15 protein-coding genes are annotated in these 16,165 nt (G+C 69.8%); 4 read left to right on the forward strand and 11 right to left on the reverse strand.

What is annotated here, in order from left to right; translation table 11 throughout:
- Positions 1 to 24: 24 nt before the first annotated feature.
- Entirely contained in the window at positions 25 to 1,617 is a 1,593-nt protein-coding gene (gene purF, locus NG1_RS05530) for an amidophosphoribosyltransferase (RefSeq protein WP_062968621.1), read from the reverse strand.
- A gap of 216 nt (positions 1,618 to 1,833) precedes the next feature.
- On the opposite strand from purF, the gene NG1_RS05535 reads away from it, so the two are divergent.
- Positions 1,834 to 3,102: a YhgE/Pip domain-containing protein gene (locus NG1_RS05535; protein ID WP_062968623.1), complete on the forward strand. Its 1,269-nt coding sequence runs from the start codon at positions 1,834 to 1,836 to the stop codon at positions 3,100 to 3,102.
- Between the two features lie 61 nt (positions 3,103 to 3,163).
- On the opposite strand, the gene NG1_RS05540 is transcribed toward NG1_RS05535, so the two are convergent.
- The 3 genes from NG1_RS05540 to NG1_RS05550 form a co-directional block, all read right to left on the reverse strand.
- Positions 3,164 to 3,556, reverse strand: a complete 393-nt coding sequence (locus NG1_RS05540; protein WP_062968625.1) for a sterol carrier family protein — start codon at positions 3,554 to 3,556, stop codon at positions 3,164 to 3,166.
- Positions 3,557 to 3,638: 82 nt separating this feature from the next.
- Positions 3,639 to 4,319: a CPBP family intramembrane glutamic endopeptidase gene (locus NG1_RS05545; protein ID WP_063910260.1), complete on the reverse strand. Its 681-nt coding sequence runs from the start codon at positions 4,317 to 4,319 to the stop codon at positions 3,639 to 3,641.
- A 32-nt stretch (positions 4,320 to 4,351) separates the two neighbouring features.
- Entirely contained in the window at positions 4,352 to 6,085 is a 1,734-nt protein-coding gene (locus tag NG1_RS05550; RefSeq protein ID WP_062968627.1) for an alpha/beta hydrolase, read from the reverse strand.
- A gap of 185 nt (positions 6,086 to 6,270) precedes the next feature.
- On the opposite strand from NG1_RS05550, the gene NG1_RS05555 reads away from it, so the two are divergent.
- Positions 6,271 to 6,561, forward strand: coding sequence for a YiaA/YiaB family inner membrane protein (locus tag NG1_RS05555; protein WP_062968629.1), 291 nt, complete (start codon positions 6,271 to 6,273; stop codon positions 6,559 to 6,561).
- 61 nt (positions 6,562 to 6,622) lie between these two features.
- Here the strand turns inward: NG1_RS05555 and purL are convergent, their stop codons facing one another.
- Positions 6,623 to 8,917: a phosphoribosylformylglycinamidine synthase subunit PurL gene (gene purL / locus NG1_RS05560; RefSeq protein WP_062968632.1), complete on the reverse strand. Its 2,295-nt coding sequence runs from the start codon at positions 8,915 to 8,917 to the stop codon at positions 6,623 to 6,625.
- Between the two features lie 128 nt (positions 8,918 to 9,045).
- Here purL and NG1_RS05565 point away from each other — a divergent pair, with 128 nt between their 5' ends.
- Positions 9,046 to 10,359: a glycosyltransferase 87 family protein gene (locus NG1_RS05565; protein ID WP_084498715.1), complete on the forward strand. Its 1,314-nt coding sequence runs from the start codon at positions 9,046 to 9,048 to the stop codon at positions 10,357 to 10,359.
- Here the strand turns inward: NG1_RS05565 and NG1_RS05570 are convergent.
- From NG1_RS05570 to purS, 5 genes are all read right to left on the reverse strand, one after another.
- Complete coding sequence (locus NG1_RS05570) at positions 10,308 to 11,606, reverse strand: M18 family aminopeptidase (RefSeq protein ID WP_062968634.1); 1,299 nt, start codon at positions 11,604 to 11,606, stop codon at positions 10,308 to 10,310. The two genes, NG1_RS05565 and NG1_RS05570, sit on opposite strands and share 52 nt — an antisense overlap.
- A 237-nt stretch (positions 11,607 to 11,843) precedes the next feature.
- On the reverse strand, positions 11,844 to 12,275 hold the full coding sequence (locus NG1_RS05575) for a MarR family winged helix-turn-helix transcriptional regulator (RefSeq protein ID WP_062968636.1): 432 nt from the start codon (positions 12,273 to 12,275) through the stop codon (positions 11,844 to 11,846).
- A gap of 283 nt (positions 12,276 to 12,558) precedes the next feature.
- Positions 12,559 to 12,834, reverse strand: a complete 276-nt coding sequence (locus tag NG1_RS36390; RefSeq protein ID WP_157113871.1) for a hypothetical protein — start codon at positions 12,832 to 12,834, stop codon at positions 12,559 to 12,561.
- Between the two features lie 190 nt (positions 12,835 to 13,024).
- The gene (purQ, locus tag NG1_RS05580; RefSeq protein ID WP_040864722.1) at positions 13,025 to 13,702 is read right to left on the reverse strand and encodes a phosphoribosylformylglycinamidine synthase subunit PurQ; all 678 of its coding nucleotides are present in this window, start codon (positions 13,700 to 13,702) and stop codon (positions 13,025 to 13,027) included.
- Positions 13,699 to 13,935, reverse strand: a complete 237-nt coding sequence (gene purS, locus NG1_RS05585; RefSeq protein ID WP_062968638.1) for a phosphoribosylformylglycinamidine synthase subunit PurS — start codon at positions 13,933 to 13,935, stop codon at positions 13,699 to 13,701. The genes purQ and purS overlap by 4 nt, the downstream gene beginning before the upstream one ends.
- A gap of 131 nt (positions 13,936 to 14,066) precedes the next feature.
- Between purS and NG1_RS05590 the strand changes: the two genes are divergently transcribed.
- A complete protein-coding gene (locus NG1_RS05590) occupies positions 14,067 to 14,711 on the forward strand; it encodes an MBL fold metallo-hydrolase (protein ID WP_062968640.1) in 645 nt (214 codons plus the stop codon).
- Positions 14,712 to 14,713: 2 nt separating this feature from the next.
- Here NG1_RS05590 and NG1_RS05595 read toward each other — a convergent pair whose 3' ends face one another.
- Positions 14,714 to 16,069, reverse strand: a complete 1,356-nt coding sequence (locus NG1_RS05595) for a dipeptidase (RefSeq protein WP_062968642.1) — start codon at positions 16,067 to 16,069, stop codon at positions 14,714 to 14,716.
- Between the last annotated feature and the right edge of the window lie 96 nt (positions 16,070 to 16,165).

Here is a 16,165-nt window from a genome sequence, read left to right on the forward strand (position 1 = left end):
GATCACAAGGCGATCAGTGGCCGCTCACGGACGGCTCAGCGCGCTCGCATTCGCGTTATCGCTCAGCAGCGCGGCCTCGGACTGGCCGGTGAGCATGCCCTCGAGCACGTTCTTCCCGATGGCCGCCTCGGTGGGCAGCGGAATCGGATAGGTGCCGTCGAAGCACGCGCAGCACAGCCGCGAGCGCGGCTGTTCGGTCGCGGCGACCATGCCGTCGAGCGAGATGTAGCCGAGGGTGTCGGCGCCGATCGACCGGCGCACGCCCTCGACCATGTCCGCGACATCGCCTTCGGTCCCCGCGCCGTTGGCGATCAGCTCTGCCCGCGAGGCGAAGTCGATGCCGTAGAAGCACGGCCATTTCACCGGCGGCGAAGCGATCCGCACGTGGATCTCCACCGCACCCGCCTCGCGCAGCATCCGGATGAGCGCGCGCTGGGTGTTGCCGCGCACGATCGAGTCGTCCACGACGATCAGGCGCTTGCCCCGGATCACCTCGCGCAGCGGATTGAGCTTGAGCCGGATGCCCAGCTGCCGGATGGTCTGGCTGGGCTGGATGAAGGTGCGCCCGACGTAGGCGTTCTTCATCAGACCCTGGCCGTAGGGCACTCCCGACCCCTGCGCGTAGCCGACGGCGGCCGGCGTGCCGGATTCGGGGACCGGGATCACCAGATCGGCGTCTACCGGGTGTTCCTTCGCGAGGCGCCGGCCGATCTCCACCCGGGTGGCGTGCACCGACCGGCCCGCGATGGTGCTGTCCGGCCGGGCCAGGTACACGTACTCGAAGACGCAGCCCTTGGGCTCGGGGTTGGCGAATCGCATCGAGCGCACGCCTTCGGCGTCGATCGCCAGCAATTCGCCGGGTTCGATCTCGCGGACGAACGCGGCGCCGACGATGTCCAGCGCGGCCGTCTCGCTGGCAACGACCCAGCCACGCTCCAGCCTGCCAAGGCACAGCGGGCGGACGCCGTGCGGGTCGCGCGCGGCGTAGAGGGTGTGCTCGTCCATGAAGGTCAGGCAGAACGCGCCCTTCAAGGTGGGCAGCAGTTCCATCGCGGCCTGCTCGATGCTCGAGTCGGCGGAGGCGTGCGCGAGCAGCGCGGTGACCACGTCGGAGTCGGACGTCGCCGCGGCGGGCTGCGGGCGCCCGCCCCGGACGGAAGCGCCGAGCAGGCCGAGTTCGCGTGCGCGACCGGCCAATTCGGCGGTGTTGACCAGATTTCCGTTGTGCCCCAGGGCAAGTCCGGAACCGACAGCGGTGGTGCGGAAGATGGGCTGCGCGTTCTCCCAGGTCACCCCGCCCGTGGTGGAGTAGCGGCAGTGCCCGACGGCGACGTGACCCGGCATGGCCGCCAGCGTCTGCTCGTCGAACACCTGGCTGACCAGACCCAGATCCTTGAAGACCAGGATCTGCGAGCCGTCCGACACCGCGATGCCCGCCGCCTCCTGTCCGCGGTGTTGCAGCGCATAAAGCCCGTAATACGTGAGCTTCGCCACTTCTTCGCTCGGCGCCCAGACTCCGAAGACTCCGCACTCCTCGCGCGGCTCGTTCTCGTCGACGTCCGGGGCGGGACAGGAGGGGGCGGAAATGCTCTGGACCGGCAGTTCGGCGTTGGTCACCGTTTGCTCCCTGTTCGGGCGGGCTGGGGGCAGATTTCATTCTACGGGTGCTCGGTGGCGCACCGACACCGCCGCCGCATCCGAGCAGCAATCCGGGGTGCCCGAAGCGCGGCCGGTACGACGCGGGCAGCTGTTACGGTGCGCACCGTGACGACTACGGACGACGCGAGCACGACGGAGTCGGGTGCGGCCCCCGCGCGCAGGCCATGGCCTCGGATGGTGCTCTTCCCTCTCGCGGTGCTGAGCCTGCTCACCGCACTGCTGGGCATCATGTACCTCGACTACGTCGTCGATCCGGAGAAGAACCTGCACGATTTCCCGATCGCCCTGGTCAACCAGGACGTCGGCGACACCATCGGCAACGGGAGCACCGCGCGGAAGGTGAATTTCGGCGACCAGATCACCCAGGCGCTGTCCGATGGGGTGCCGTCGGACAAGGTCGACCTGCGGGTGATCAGCATCAACGAGTCCGAGCGGCAGATGCAGTCCGGACAGGTCTACGGCGCGATCATCATCCCGAGCGATTTCAGTAAGCGGCTCGGGAATCTGGGTGTGGGCAGTGTCATACCGGGCGACATCCAGCGGCCGATCATCACGTTGCAGACGAATCCGCGCACGGGCGCGTTCGGCACCCAGATCGTGCTCCGGGTCGGCGACGAGGCGCTCACCGTGGTGAACAAGCAGGTCGGCAAGCAGCTGCTCGATCAGGTCACCGCGCAGCTCACCCCGCCGCCCGGCGGTCCGCCCGCGCCAGAACTGACCGCGGCGACCAAGGTCGCGCTGGCGTCGCCGATCGAGGTGGTCACCCAGCAGTATCACCCGCTGCCGCACGGTAGCGGGCAGGGGCTGACCGCCTTCTTCTACGCCCTGTTGCTGCTGCTGGCCGGTGTGGTCGGCGCGATGGTGATCCACACCATGATCGACGCGCAGCTCGGCTTCGTGCCCACCGAGTACGGCCCCTGGTACGTGCACTACCCGTCGACGCCGATCTCGCGGTTCAGGACGCTGCTGATCAAGTGGGGCGTGTTCGTGCTGGCGGCGAGCATCGTCTCCGCGGTGTTCCTGCTCGTCGGCAAGCTGCTGGACATGCCGATCGGCAATCCGCTCGCCCTGTATCTCTACAGCGTGCTGGCCCTCACCGCGGTGGGCGTCACCGGGCTGTCCACGCTGGCGGCGATCGGCTCGGCGGGCCTGCTGGTGAACCTGATCCTGTTCGTCATCCTCGGTTTGCCGTCCTCCGGCGGCACCGTGCCGATCGAGGCGACGCCGCGATACTTCGGCTCGCTCGCTTCCTTCGAGCCCATGCACCAGGTGTTCCTCGGGGTGCGGTCGATCCTGTACTTCGACGCGAATTTCGAGGCGGGACTCACGCGCGGGGTGTGGATGGCCGTCCTGGGGCTGGCGATCGGGCTGGTGCTGGGCGCGGCGATCACCCGCTTCTACGACCGTAAAGGGCTGGAGCGCCGCAACATCGTCCAGGCGTAACCGGGACACGCCGCGTCGCAGCGGTTTCCGAGCACACCTCGACCGACCCGTCGCCCACCGCTCAGGCGGTGGCCCGGACGATCGGGAGCCAATGAGCGATCTCGGCCGCGCGGGTGCCGGAGGCGGTGACGGCGCCGGAGGCGACGGCGTCGTCGAACTCGAGCAGGCCGGTGGCCAACAGCAGCCAAGTGCGCGGGTCGGTCTCGACGACGTTCGGCGGGGTGCCCCTGGTGTGCCGCGGCCCCTCGACGCACTGCACCGCGACGAACGGCGGCACCCGCACCTCCACCGAATGCCCCGGCGCGGAGGCCGCCAGCGAGCGCGCCGTGGTCCGCACCGCCGCCGCGAGTTCGGCGCGCGCGGGCGCGTCGACCGACTCGTCCCGCAACCACTCGCTCACCACCGCCACCGCCGCCCTCGTTCGCGCCGGGTCGACCGTCCCTCGTCCTGCCACCTTCCCGACCCTACTTCCCCACCCCGCCCGCCCCGAGAAGTCGCCGCACCCCTTCGAGAGGAAGCGTGGCGCAACCGGACCGTCAGCGGGGACGAGGGGTATCCGAAGCGAGGGTCGGGAATTCATTCACAGTTGTCCCCAGGCCGAACGCCCGGGATTCGAGCAAGGAAGCCTCGATGCGACGGGCCAGGCGTGGAGCGATCCCCCCACCCGCGTTCATGGCCAGGTGCAGCAGCGCCGGAGCGGCGGTGCCCGCCGTGCGGCGGCGCAGCCAACCGAATAGGAGGCCGCCCACCGTGGTCACGGCCACGGTGGCGGGAACACTGTCCCCCACGGCTCGCGCGGGAGCGATATGCCAGAGCCCGAAGGTCACCGCACCGAGCACCGCACCGGCTCGCGGACCGAAGCGGCGGTCCAGCAGGGGTTCCAGCGTGCCGCGGAAGACGAGTTCCTCGCTGTAGACGGTCCCGAGTGGGATGTGTACTGCCACCCACTCGCTCGTCGACACGTCGGGCCCACGGTCGGCGAGTTCGGCCAGCTGCCATCGCAACGACGGAACGGCAAGCGCGGCACCGTAACCGGCCATGACACCCGAGGTGGCGAGCAGCCCCCAGCGCACGCCGGGCGGCGCGCAACGGCCCGGTTCGGCGCGCAGCGCGAGCGCGTACGCGGTGGCGAACCCGGCATTGGCCACGGTCCGTCCACGTATGCCCAGGCCGAGGCGGGGCAGAACCGCATTGCTCCACAGCAGCGGAAAGACCACGGCCGCGAGGGTTCTCGCGGCACGCCTCCGTCTCACTTGGTCGTCCGCTCGTAATCCTCGGCGGCCTCGACTTCGGCCCGGATCCGTTCGGATCGCTCCGCGGTCCAGTCCGGCGGCGCGGCGATGGCCGCCCAGCCGTCCAGCACCAGGCTGCCGTAGCGATGTCCGTGCCCGTCGGTGACGCCCTGCGCGTTGGTCAGGTCGGCGGCCACCTGCCAGAAGGTGACGAACGGCCACCAGCGCATCTGGGAGGAGACGTCCGAGCCGCGCGGCTCGGACAGCCAATCCGGGCGCGAGAAGATCAGGTCCGGCGACCACCAGACGATCGGGTCGGACGCGTGCTGTAGATACGCGATGCGCGGCGGCCGCCACTCCGTCGAGGGCCGCGCCAGGTCGGCGCTGTCGCTGGCGAACCGGACCACCAACCCGTCCGCGTACAGCGGCTGGACCTCCCGGGACCCCGGATCGCGGCGGGCGACGAACTGCTGCCACAGCCGGTTGGAATTGGGCGGGCCGACCCAGAGTGCGCCGTCGACCTTGGCCCGCAGATCGGCCAGACCGTCGAACGCCGCCTCGGAACCCTGCGAACCCAGGCTCTCCCCGTACACCAGCAGCTTGGGGCGAACCTGCGGCGGCCGCGCGGACCAGTGCTGGTACACCGCGTCGAACACGTCCCTGCCCGCCGCGGCGGCCTTGTTGCGGTCGGCCAGGAACGACAGCACGCTGGGCAGGTACGAGTACTGCGTGGCGACCATCGCGGTGTCACCGTCGTACATGTACTCGATCGCCCCGGCGGCCAGCGAGTTCACCCACCCGGTCCCGGTGGTGGTGACCACCACGAGCGCCTTCCGGTCGAACGCTCCGGTTCGCTCCAATTCCGCCACCGCCAGCTCGGCCGGTTCCTCGTCGCCTTCGCCCGACTCCAAACCGACGTAGGCCCGGATGGGTTCCTTGGCCGGACGGCCGGTGACCGAGGTGATGCGGCTCGCCGTGGGGCCGTGCGAGACGAACCAGCGCCCTTCGAAGCCGAGGGTCTCCCACTTCGCCAGCGAGGTCGGGCTGCCCGAGCGTTCCGGCTGCTGCGGCTGCACCGCGTTCACCGAGGTGTGGTCGTTCTGCACGCTGAAGGCCGAGTTGGCCACCGCGAAGAACGCCTGGGTGGCCACACCGTTGAAGATCGTCACCGCCAGCACCACCAGCACCAGGAACCCGGCGGCCGGCGCGAGTTCGCGCGGGATCCGCACCCACCGATTGAGCAGGCGGGCCAGGAACAGGATGATCTCCCGCAGCGTCCGATAGGCCGAGACGGCCGCGACGCCGACCGCCAGGCTGAGCAGACCGGTGCGCAGATAGGCGGGCGTGGTGGTGCCTTCCATGCCCATCAACGCCGTGATCTCACGCTGCCACCGCGCCGACTGGATCAGCATCAGCGCGGCGCTCAACGCGGCGGTGAGCAGCACGGCGGACTTGATCGCGTAACGCGCCCACGTCGGCGGCGGCGAGATCTTCAACCGTGGCCGCACCCACAGCCGGAACAGCCACTCCAGCAAACAGCCGGCGCCGTAGCCGATGGCGGCGTTGATCCCGCTGATCAATCCCTGGAACAGCCAGTCGCGCGGCAGCAGCGAAGGCGTCACCGACAGCGCGAAGAACACGGTGGCCACGACCAGGCCGACGTAGTTGAGATCGATGACGTCCTCGGCGTGCCGGGTCATCGCGACCGCGCGCGTACGCAGCTTTCGCATGGTCCCGGCGCTCTCCAGCATTCGATCAGTATGGCGGTCGGCACCGACGGCCCGGCGCGTCGCCCACCGCGACGCGGGCGCACCGGGCGCGGATCACACCGCCCGCGGACGGTGTGAACGGACGGATTTTCCGAATGGCAACTACCCATTCCGCTCGAGTAGTTGTACAGGGGTGCTCGGACCGCGCCGTCCGGAAACTCTTATCCATGAGCACAACGACCACGCGGACGAAAGCCAGCGCCGCATACGTCGCGCAGGCCTCGCTCGCCTTCGGCATCAGCTTCGTCGGCATCGGCATCGGCATCTACGCGCTGCCACTGGATGTCTGGCAGCGCGGATTCCTGGCGATGTCGATGCTCTTCCTGGTCACGAGCACCTTCACGCTGGCGAAGGTGGTCCGCGACCAGCACGAGGCGGCGACCATAAACGGTCGCATCGATCAGGCGCGGATGGAGAAGCTGCTCTCCGAGCACGATCCGTTCAATTCCGTCGCCTGAGTACGCGCACCTGGGCGGGCCCGGTAACGAGGGGTTCAGGCCCGCCCAGGTGGGCGTTTCGTCAGACGGTGCCCGCGCCGAACAGCTTCGGCAGCGTGCCCTCGTGCGCGGTCCGCAACTCGTCCATGGGGATCGAGAACTGGCCCTGCACCTCGAGCGAATCCGAGCCCTGATCGACCACACCGATACGCACCCACGGCAGTTCGCGCGCGGTGCACATCCGGGTGAACCTGGTCTCCTCCGAGCGCGGCACGGCGACCAGCACGCGCCCCGCCGACTCGGAGAACAGCGTGACGAACGGGTCCTCGCCCTCGGGAAGCAGGATGCGGCAACCGGTTTCACCGGCGAGCACGGCTTCGACGACGGCCTGGGCGAGACCGCCCTCGGAGAGGTCGTGCGCGGCGCTGATCATGCCGTCGCGCGAACCGGCGGTCAGCACCTCCGCGAGCAGCTGCTCGCGGGCGAAGTCGACCTTCGGCGGCACGCCGCCCAGATGATCGTGCTCCACCTGGGACCAGATCGACCCGCCGAACTCGTCGCGGGTCTCGCCGAGCAGGATCAGCGTCTCGCCCGGCTCCAGGCCGAGGCCGGTCGGGATGCGGCGGTGTACGTCGTCGATCACGCCGAGCACGCCGACCACCGGGGTCGGCAGGATCGCGGTCTGGCCGGTCTGGTTGTAGAAACTGACGTTGCCGCCGGTGACCGGGATGCCGAGCGCAACGCAGCCGTCCGCCAAGCCGCGCACGGCCTGCTGGAACTGCCACATCACGCCGGGGTCCTCCGGCGAACCGAAGTTCAGGCAGTTGGTGACGGCCTTCGGCGTCGCGCCGGTGGTGGCCACGTTGCGGTAGGCCTCGGCCAGCGCCAGCTGCGCACCGGCGTAGGGGTCCAGCTTGGTGTAGCGGCCGGACGCGTCGGTGGCCAGCGCGATGCCGCGGCCGGTCTGCTCGTCGATCCGGATGACGCCCGCGTCGGCCTGGTCGGCGAGCACGGTGTTGCCGCGCACGTAGCGGTCGTATTGCTCGGTGATCCACTTGCGGCTGCACAGCTGCGGGCTGGAGATCATCCGCAGCAGCGTGGCGCGCAATTCGTCGGCGGTCTCCGGCCGGGCGAGCCGGTCCGGGGTGTCGGCGATCAGCGCGTCCTGCTCGTCGGGCCGCGCGAGCGGGCGCTCGTAGACCGGCCCCTCGTGCGCGACGGTGCGCGGCGGCACGTCCACCACGGTGTCGCCGTGCCAGGTGACCACCAGCCGGTCACCCTCGGTGACCTCGCCGATCACCGTGGCCAGCACGTCCCACTTGCGGCACACGGCCATGAACGCGTCCACGTTCTCCGGGGTGACGACCGCGCACATGCGCTCCTGCGACTCGCTGGAGAGCACCTCGGCGGGCGTCATGCCGGTCGCGCGCAGCGGCACCTTGTCCAGCTCGATGTGCATGCCGCCGTCACCGGCCGCCGCGAGCTCGGAAGTGGCGCAGGACAACCCGGCGCCGCCGAGGTCCTGGATGCCGACCACCAGCTTCGCCGCGTACAGCTCGAGACAGCACTCGATGAGCACCTTCTCGGTGAACGGGTCGCCGACCTGCACCGAGGGCAGCTTCTTGCGGCCGGAGCCGGACTCGTCACCGGAGAAGGTGTCCGAGGCCAGCACCGAGACGCCGCCGATGCCGTCCAGGCCGGTGCGCGCGCCGAACAGCACGATCTTGTTGCCCGTGCCGGAGGCGAAGGCCAGGTGCAGGTCCTCGACCCGCATCACCCCGGCGCACAGCGCGTTCACCAGCGGGTTGCCCTGGTAGGAGGCGTCGAACACGGTCTCGCCGCCGACGTTCGGCAGGCCGAGCGAGTTGCCGTACCCGCCGACACCGCGCACCACGCCGTCCACCACGCGGCGGGTGTCGGCCGCGTCCGCGGCGCCGAAGCGCAGTTGGTCCATCACCGCGATCGGGCGCGCGCCCATCGCCATGATGTCGCGCACGATGCCGCCGACGCCGGTGGCCGCACCCTGGTACGGCTCGACGTAGGAGGGGTGGTTGTGACTTTCCACCTTGAAGGTGACCGCCCAGCCGTCGCCGACGTCGACGACGCCCGCGTTCTCACCGATGCCCGCGAGCATGGACTCGCGCATCTCGTCGGTGGTGGTCTGGCCGAAGTAGCGCAGATGCACCTTCGAGGACTTGTAGGAGCAGTGTTCGCTCCACATCACCGAGTACATCGCCAGTTCGGCGTCCGTCGGCCTGCGGCCGAGGATCTCCTTGATCCGGGCGTACTCGTCGTCTTTGAGCCCGAGTTCTTTGTAGGGTTGCGGCACGTCGGGGTTTGCTGCGGCTGCGCTGACGGTGTCGACCTGCGGAGTCACGGAGTACCAGGGTCCTTTCGGCCGGGCATTGTGAAGCGACGAGCATTGTCACTGGGGGGCGGCGAGATGCCTGGGTGTAAGTCTAGAGGCAGTGGGTACGGGCCATACGCACCGGCTAGTCTGAGCCGGTGAACGAAGGATCGGGGGTCGCGAATCCGGGTGAGCGATCGATCGCCTCGGACGCCGCGTCGGCCCGGAGCGGGGAATCGGGAGCCGCGCCCGGTGACGCGTCGCCGAACCCCGGGACACCGCAAGTGCGCTGGCTGATTGCTGCTGCCGCGTTGTTCGCGGTGTCGGTGCTCGTCTCGCTGCTGGCGCACTGGTGGCACGGTTACATCGACCTGCAGGTCTATCGCAACGGCGCCCGGGTCTGGTTGGACGGCGGCGATCTGTACGGCCCGATGCCACCGGTCGAGGGGATCGGGCTGCCGTTCACCTATCCGCCCTTGGCCGCGTTGTTCTTCGCGCCGCTGGCGCTGCTGCCGCTGGTGATCGCCGAGGTGGTGGTGGTCGTCACCTCCGTAGCCGCCCTGGCCATCTCGCTGTGGCTGGTGCTGGCTCGGTTGCGTCCCGACCTGTCCCGTCCGGCCGTGCTCGCCCTGGTCGTCGGCGCGGTCGCGGTGGCGCAGTTCTTCGAACCGGTCCGCCAGACCTTCGGCTTCGGCCAGATCAACCTGGTGCTGATGGCCGCGATCACCCTGGACTGCCTGGCGCGCAAGCCTTTCTGGCCGCGCGGCATGCTGATCGGCATCGCGGTGTCGGTGAAACTGATCCCGGCCGGATACCTGCTGTACTTCTTGCTGCGCAAGGACTGGAAGGCCGCCGGCACGCTGGTGGTGTCCGCGATCGCGGCGGTCGGTCTCGGATTCCTGCTGTTCCCCGACGATTCCGTGGACTACTGGTTCCACACCCTCGCCGACACCGGCCGGATCGGACCGCCCTACTTCGCGGGTAACCAATCCATCAAGGGCATGGCCTTCCGGTTGGGCATCGACGACACGGCGGCCACTCTGCTGTGGATCACGCTGTCGGTGCTGGCGGTGGCGCTGGCCGCGGTGTGGATGCGCAGGCTGCTCGAAGCGGGCGCGACCGCGGCGGCGCTGCTGGTGAACGCCGCGGCGGTGCTGCTGGTCTCGCCGGTGTCCTGGTCGCATCACTGGGTGTGGATCGCGCCCGCGCTGGTGCTCACCGCCGACCTCATGGTGCGCGGCACGCGCAGCCCGCGGGTGATCGGCGTGGTCGCGGCGGGCGCCGTGCTGTTCCTGATCGGCCCGCACTGGCTGCTGCCGCACTCGCGCGACCGCGAGCTGGAGTGGGCCTGGTGGCAGCAGATCATCGGAAGCAGTTACGTGCTGGCCACGTTCGCGGTGTTCCTCGTCGCGGTGTTCACCTACCGCCCGATGGCCTCCGGCGTGAGGAAGGCGGCCAGCGCCGCGGCGTAGGCCGGGACGTCGAACACGCCCATCAGCTCGCGCGCGGAATGCATCGCCAGCTGCGGCGCGCCCACGTCGACGGTCGGCATGCCGGTGCGCGCCGCGGTCATCGGTCCGATCGTGGAGCCGCAGGGCAGGTCGGCGCGATGCACATAGCGCTGCAACGGGACCGCGGCCTGCGCGCACGCCAGCGCGAACGCTCCCGCGCCGGTGGCGTCGGTGGCATAGCGCAGGTTCTGGTTGACCTTCAGCACCGGCCCGCCGTTGACCTCGATGCGGTGCGCGGGCTCGTGGCGCTCCGGATAGTTCGGGTGCGTCGCGTGCGCCATGTCGCCGGACGCGCACACCGAACCGGCCAGCGCGGCAAGGTAATCGGCGCGGCCGCCGCCGCGCGCGAGCACGATGCGTTCCAGCACCGTGGGCAGCAGATCCGACTGCGCGCCGCGGTCGGACTGGCTGCCGACCTCCTCGTGGTCGAACATGGCCAGCACCGGGATCGCCGCCCCCGGCGTGTCGATCGCGGCGAGGAACGCTTGGAGGCCCGCGAAGCAGGTGCCCTGGTTGTCCAGGCGGGGTGCGCTGACCAAGTCCTGATCCCGCCCGATCAGCCTGCTCGGTGTCAGGTCGTGGGTCATCAGCTCCCAGCCGAGCACGTCCTCGGGATCGACCTCCACCCGATCGGCCACGAAATCGATGAACGACGCCGCCTCGTACCCCGCGCCCCACACCGCGTTGACGTGCCGCTGCGGGTCCAGCGTGACGCCCCTGCGGTCCTCGGACAGGTGGATGGCCAGCTGCGGCACCCGCAGGATCGGCTCATCGATGCGAACCAGGCGCTCGCCCACGGCGTTTCCGTCGCGCACGCTCAACCGCCCGGAGACGCCGAGCTCGCGATCCAGCCACGAGTTCAGCCACGCGCCGCCGTACGGTTCCAGCCCCACGAGCTGCCAGCCCGCCGAGGTCAGGTCGGGATGCTGCTTGACGCGCAGGTTCGGGCTGTCGGTGTGCGCCCCGACCACACGGAACGGGGTCGCGCCCGCCGTGTCCCCCGCGGCCCAGGCCACCAGCGACCCACCGCGCACCACGTAGTGCCTGCCCGTGCCGTCCGACGGCCAGGTCTGCGACTCGGCGAGCCGGGTGAATCCCCGCGCGTCCAATTCCGCGGCGACCGTGCGGCAGACGTGGAACGGCGACGGAGACGCATCGATGAACGCGCACAGCCCAGCGGCCGTGGCTGCGGTGGTGGAGACGGGCATGCCTGCGATCCTAGGCAAGCGGGCCGTGACCGGTGTGTCCCGGTCGATCGGCGGGTGTGGCGAATACCCGGTCGAATACGCCGTGGCCGATGCGGTAATCGCGAGAAATCGGCCCGCTGAATCACTACTCGGCACGAGTCGATTCGCCCCGGAACATAAGGGCGAGAATGGTCCGGCATCCGATCACGAATCGGGCGTTCGCGGCATTCATCGGATGAATGTCGGTACTTTCGAGTATTACTCCGAGGCGATGGAAACCAGGTCGAGCAATCGAATGAGTTCGGTATATCGGCGCGCGCCGATGCGCCCGCGCAACTCTTGTTCGGCACGCGCCTCCTCCGCGCGCACCTCGGCGACCAGGTCGGCGCCGAGTCTGCTGAGGCCGATGAGGATGCGGCGGCGATCGTCCTGCGCGGCGAGCCGGAAGATCAGGCCGCGCTCGGCCAGATAGTCGGCGTGCCTGGTGGCCGAGGACGGCGCCAGCTGCGATCTGGCCGCCAGTTCGGTCATGGTGATCCCCGCGTCGCCGCACAGATTCGACAGCATCGACCACTGATCCGGCGAGAGCTGCCTGGCGCACAACGCCGCGTCCAGATGCCGCACCCAACCGCGCTCCGCGGCACGCAGCGCGCCATGTAGCGTCGAATTTCCGCTCACAATGGACGTCATTATTTTCCGCCTGCCGTGAATTTCGCTCGAACGAGAAGAAGAGTACCGAATGTCGACGTCGTTCGAGAGCCCTGCGGGGACGATCGAGGTCCTCGACATAGTTCCGCGACAGGGACCGGGCGGTATGAACGCGCAGTCCTGCGACGCGGCGATATCCGTCGCGGCCGATGAAATCAACCGGAGTGCGGGAATTCCGGGGCGCGAAATTCGTACTACGAATATCGACGAGGGCGGACGTCGGCCGAGGTCTCCGCGCTGCCGTCCACCAGCATGATGCACGCCGTCACCGGGGCACCTCCGCGGTTCGCGGGGCCGTGACGGGGGCCTCCGCGGGCCGGTGCCCTACCTGTACGCCATCAGCCACGAAGGCCTGAGCGACCGAGTTACCCAGCGTGCCGCGTTCGGCGAGCACCCGGCCGGGCAGACGGTGCCCACGGCAGTACGCGGCCATCGTCCGCGCGGCGAGCCAACTGCGGGTGAGCCGGGCCGCCGACGGCAATGTCCTGCCAGCGGCGGGCCGGAAGCCGACCACGGCTTCTTCGTGGCGTTCAGCTGCCACGCGCCCAGCGCACCCCAACCCCCGGTTTCGAGCGAAGCGAGACAGAGCATCCGCCCGTTCGCGGCCCGGCTCGCGTCCGAGTGGCCGTCGCGTACGCGACGAAGGAGCAAGCGGCGGTCGCTCGGACGCGAGCCGAGAAGGGGCCGCGAACACCCAGCGCCGCAGGCGCTGGCAAACCAACACAGCCGAACTACACCCCGACCAGCGAGTCCAGTACCGAGAGGAACAGGCCGAGACCGTCGTCACTGGGACCGGTCAGCGGCTCGGTGGCGTGTTCGGGGTGCGGCATCAAGCCGACGACGCGACCGTTCGCCGAGGCGATGCCCGCGATGCCGCGCTGTGAGCCGTTCGGATTGCCGCTCGCGTAGCGGAAGACCACGCGGCCCTCGCCCTCGAGCTGGTCCAGCACGGCTTCCGAGGCCTGGTAGCGCCCCTCACCGGACTTGAGCGGAACGAGGATCTGAGCGCCCGGCTCGAAGCGGGAGGTCCACGCCGTCGACACCGACTCCACGGTCAGCCACTCGTCGCGGCAGATGAAGTGCAGCCCTTCGTTGCGGGTCAGCGCGCCGGGCAGCAACCCGGCCTCGCACAGCACCTGGAAACCGTTGCAGATGCCCAGCACCGGCAGTCCGGCGCCCGCGGCACGCACGACCTCACCCATGACGGGCGCGAAACGGGCGATGGCGCCCGCGCGCAGGTAGTCGCCGTAGGAGAAGCCGCCGGGCACGATCACCGCGTCGACGCTCTTGAGGTCGGCGTCGGCATGCCACAGGCTGACCGCCTCGGCGCCGGCCAGGCGCACCGCCCGTGCCGCGTCCACGTCGTCGAGCGTGCCGGGAAAGGTGATCACCCCGATGCGCGCGCTCATGAGAGGCGAACCACCTTCCACTCCTCGATCACGGTGTTGCACAACAGCGATTCGGCGATCTGCTCGAGCGCCGCGTCGTCGATGTTGTCATCGACGTCGAGTTCGAATCGCTTGCCCTGGCGCACGTCCGAGATGCCCTCGAATCCCAGGCGCGGGAGTGCGCCGACGATGGCCTGCCCCTGCGGATCCAGGATCTCGGCCTTCGGCATCACCTCGACCACGACTCGTGCCACGCGTTGCTCCTCATGTGGTTGGGGGGTTACCTCAGCAGCGTAGTTGTGCTGGTCGAGCGCGGCATCCGCGGGGTGCGCCGAGACACCCGCGATGTCGTGGAGAACACACCCCGCGTGGCTAGCATGGCGGCATGCGCATAGCCCACTTCGGTCACTCCTGTCTCCTCGTCGAGCTGCACGGCAAGAAGATCCTGTTCGACCCGGGCACGTTCTCGCACGGCTTCGAGGGCCTCACCGGCCTGGACGCGATCGCGGTCACCCACCAGCATCCCGACCACATCGACCCGAACCGGATCGAGGCGCTGGTCGAGGCGAACCCCGGCGCGCGGTTGCTGTCGGATCCGCAGACCGCCCAGCAGCGCGGCGAGCGGTGGGAGGCGGTGCACGCGGGCAACGTGCTCACCCTCGGCGATCTCCGGATCACCGGCGGCGGGGGCAGGCACGCCGTGATCCATCCGGAGATCCCCGTGATCGACAACACCGTCTTCCAACTGGGCACCGCCGACGACCCGGCGCAGCTCGTGCACCCCGGCGACTCGCTGTGGGTGCCGCCGGTCCCGGTCGGCGTGCTGGCCGCGCCCGCCGCGGCGCCGTGGATGCGGGTCAGCGAAGCCGTCGACTACCTGCGCGCAGTGGCTCCGCGGGTCGCGCTGCCCATCCACTACGGCATCATCCGCGAGGAGGCGCAGGGCATCTACTTCGGCAGACTGTCCGAAATGGCTCCCGCCGGAACCGAATTCCGGGTGCTCGCCCCGGAGAACGACACCGACCTGTAGCGCTATCCGGCGTAGGTCGCCAGGAAGATCGCCTCGGCCAGGGCCATGTGCTCGATCTCCTTCGGATCCACGCTCTCGTTGGGCGCGTGGATCAGCGCTTTCGGTTCCTCGACCCCCAGCAGCATGATCTCCGCGTCCGGGTAGGTGGTGGCGAAGACGTTGCACAGCGGGATCGAGCCGCCCTGCCCCTGGGTGGTCGCCGGACGACCGTAGGACGCGGCTAGCGCCGCTTCCATCGCCGCGCGCGCCGGCCCGCCGGTCGGGGACCGGAACGGCGCTCCGGCGCCTTCCAGCTCGACGGTCAGCCTGGCGCGCCACGGCGTGTGCGCCTCGAGGTGGGCGACGAGCGCCCGGTGCGCCTGATCCGGGTCGGTGCCCGGCGGAATGCGCAGGTTCAGGCGGGCGCGCGCGATCGCGGGGATGGCGGCGGCGGAGCCGACCACCGGAGGCGCGTCGATGCCGAGCACCGTCAGCGCCGGCCGCGCCCAGAGCAGGTCGGCGACGGTGCCGTCGCCGACGAGTTCCACATCGCGCAGGACGCGCGCGTCGGCGTGGAACTGCTCGCTCGGATACTGGACGCCCGGCCAGACCTGATCGTTCGGCAACCCGTCGATGGTGGTGTTGCCCCGCTCGTCGCGCAGCGAGGCGAGCAGGTGGATCAGCGCGGCGAGCGCGTCGGGAGCCGGGCCGCCGAACATGCCGGAATGCAAGGGGCCGGCGAGGGTTTCGACCGTGACCACCACGTTCACTCCGCCGCGCAGCGTCTGCGTCAGGGTCGGCACACCGGCGGCGAAGTTACCGCAGTCGCCGACCACGATCGCGTCCGCGCGCAGCAGCTCCGGCTCGGCCTCGACGAACCGCTCCAGTCCCCCGGTGCTCTGTTCCTCGGAACCTTCCGCCACCACGATGACCCCCACCGGCAGATCCGCCCCGAGCGCGCGCAGAGCCGTCAGGTGCATGACGATGTTGCCTTTGCAGTCGGCGCTGCCGCGCCCGTACCAGCGCCCGTCGCGCTCGGTCAGCTCCCACGGCGGGGTGCGCCATGCGGCCTCGTCCATCGGGGGCTGGACGTCGTAGTGACAGTAGAGCAACACCGTCGGCGCACCCTCCGGAGCGGGCCGAGAGGCGACCACCGCCTTGGTGCCGTCCGGCGTTTCGTGCAGGCCGACCGTGGTGAGCCCCGCCGCGGCGAACGCGTCGGCCACCCACTGCGCCGCCGCGTCGCACTCCTCGGGAGGGAACTGCCGGGGATCGGCTACCGACTTGAACGAAACGAGCTGAGCCAGATCGGTTTTCGCCTGTGTCATCAACTCCGCCACCGCGCTGCGCAGCGCCGCGACACGCACATCGTCTGTCATCCCCCAACCCTATCCCCGGCCTTCCGGGTGAAGTTCGCACAGCTGGGCGGGTGTCCGCGCACGAGATGTCTCCGGAGAGAAGGCGAAGTACCTCCG

The sequence above is a fragment of the Nocardia gamkensis NBRC 108242 genome (assembly GCF_001612985.1).
Taxonomy (GTDB): Bacteria; Actinomycetota; Actinomycetes; order Mycobacteriales; family Mycobacteriaceae; genus Nocardia; species Nocardia gamkensis.

Excerpts from the sequence above, each read along its gene's own strand:
- NG1_RS05550 (WP_062968627.1), bottom strand. The coding sequence starts at position 6,085 with ATGCTGGAGAGCGCCGGGACCATGCGAAAGCTGCGTACGCGCGCGGTC.
- NG1_RS05575 (WP_062968636.1), bottom strand. The coding sequence starts at position 12,275 with ATGACGTCCATTGTGAGCGGAAATTCGACGCTACATGGCGCGCTGCGT.
- NG1_RS05570 (WP_062968634.1), bottom strand. The coding sequence starts at position 11,606 with ATGCCCGTCTCCACCACCGCAGCCACGGCCGCTGGGCTGTGCGCGTTC.
- NG1_RS05535 (WP_062968623.1), top strand. The coding sequence starts at position 1,834 with ATGGTGCTCTTCCCTCTCGCGGTGCTGAGCCTGCTCACCGCACTGCTG.
- purQ (WP_040864722.1), bottom strand. The coding sequence starts at position 13,702 with ATGAGCGCGCGCATCGGGGTGATCACCTTTCCCGGCACGCTCGACGAC.
- NG1_RS05595 (WP_062968642.1), bottom strand. The coding sequence starts at position 16,069 with ATGACAGACGATGTGCGTGTCGCGGCGCTGCGCAGCGCGGTGGCGGAG.
- NG1_RS05555 (WP_062968629.1), top strand. The coding sequence starts at position 6,271 with ATGAGCACAACGACCACGCGGACGAAAGCCAGCGCCGCATACGTCGCG.
- NG1_RS05590 (WP_062968640.1), top strand. The coding sequence starts at position 14,067 with ATGCGCATAGCCCACTTCGGTCACTCCTGTCTCCTCGTCGAGCTGCAC.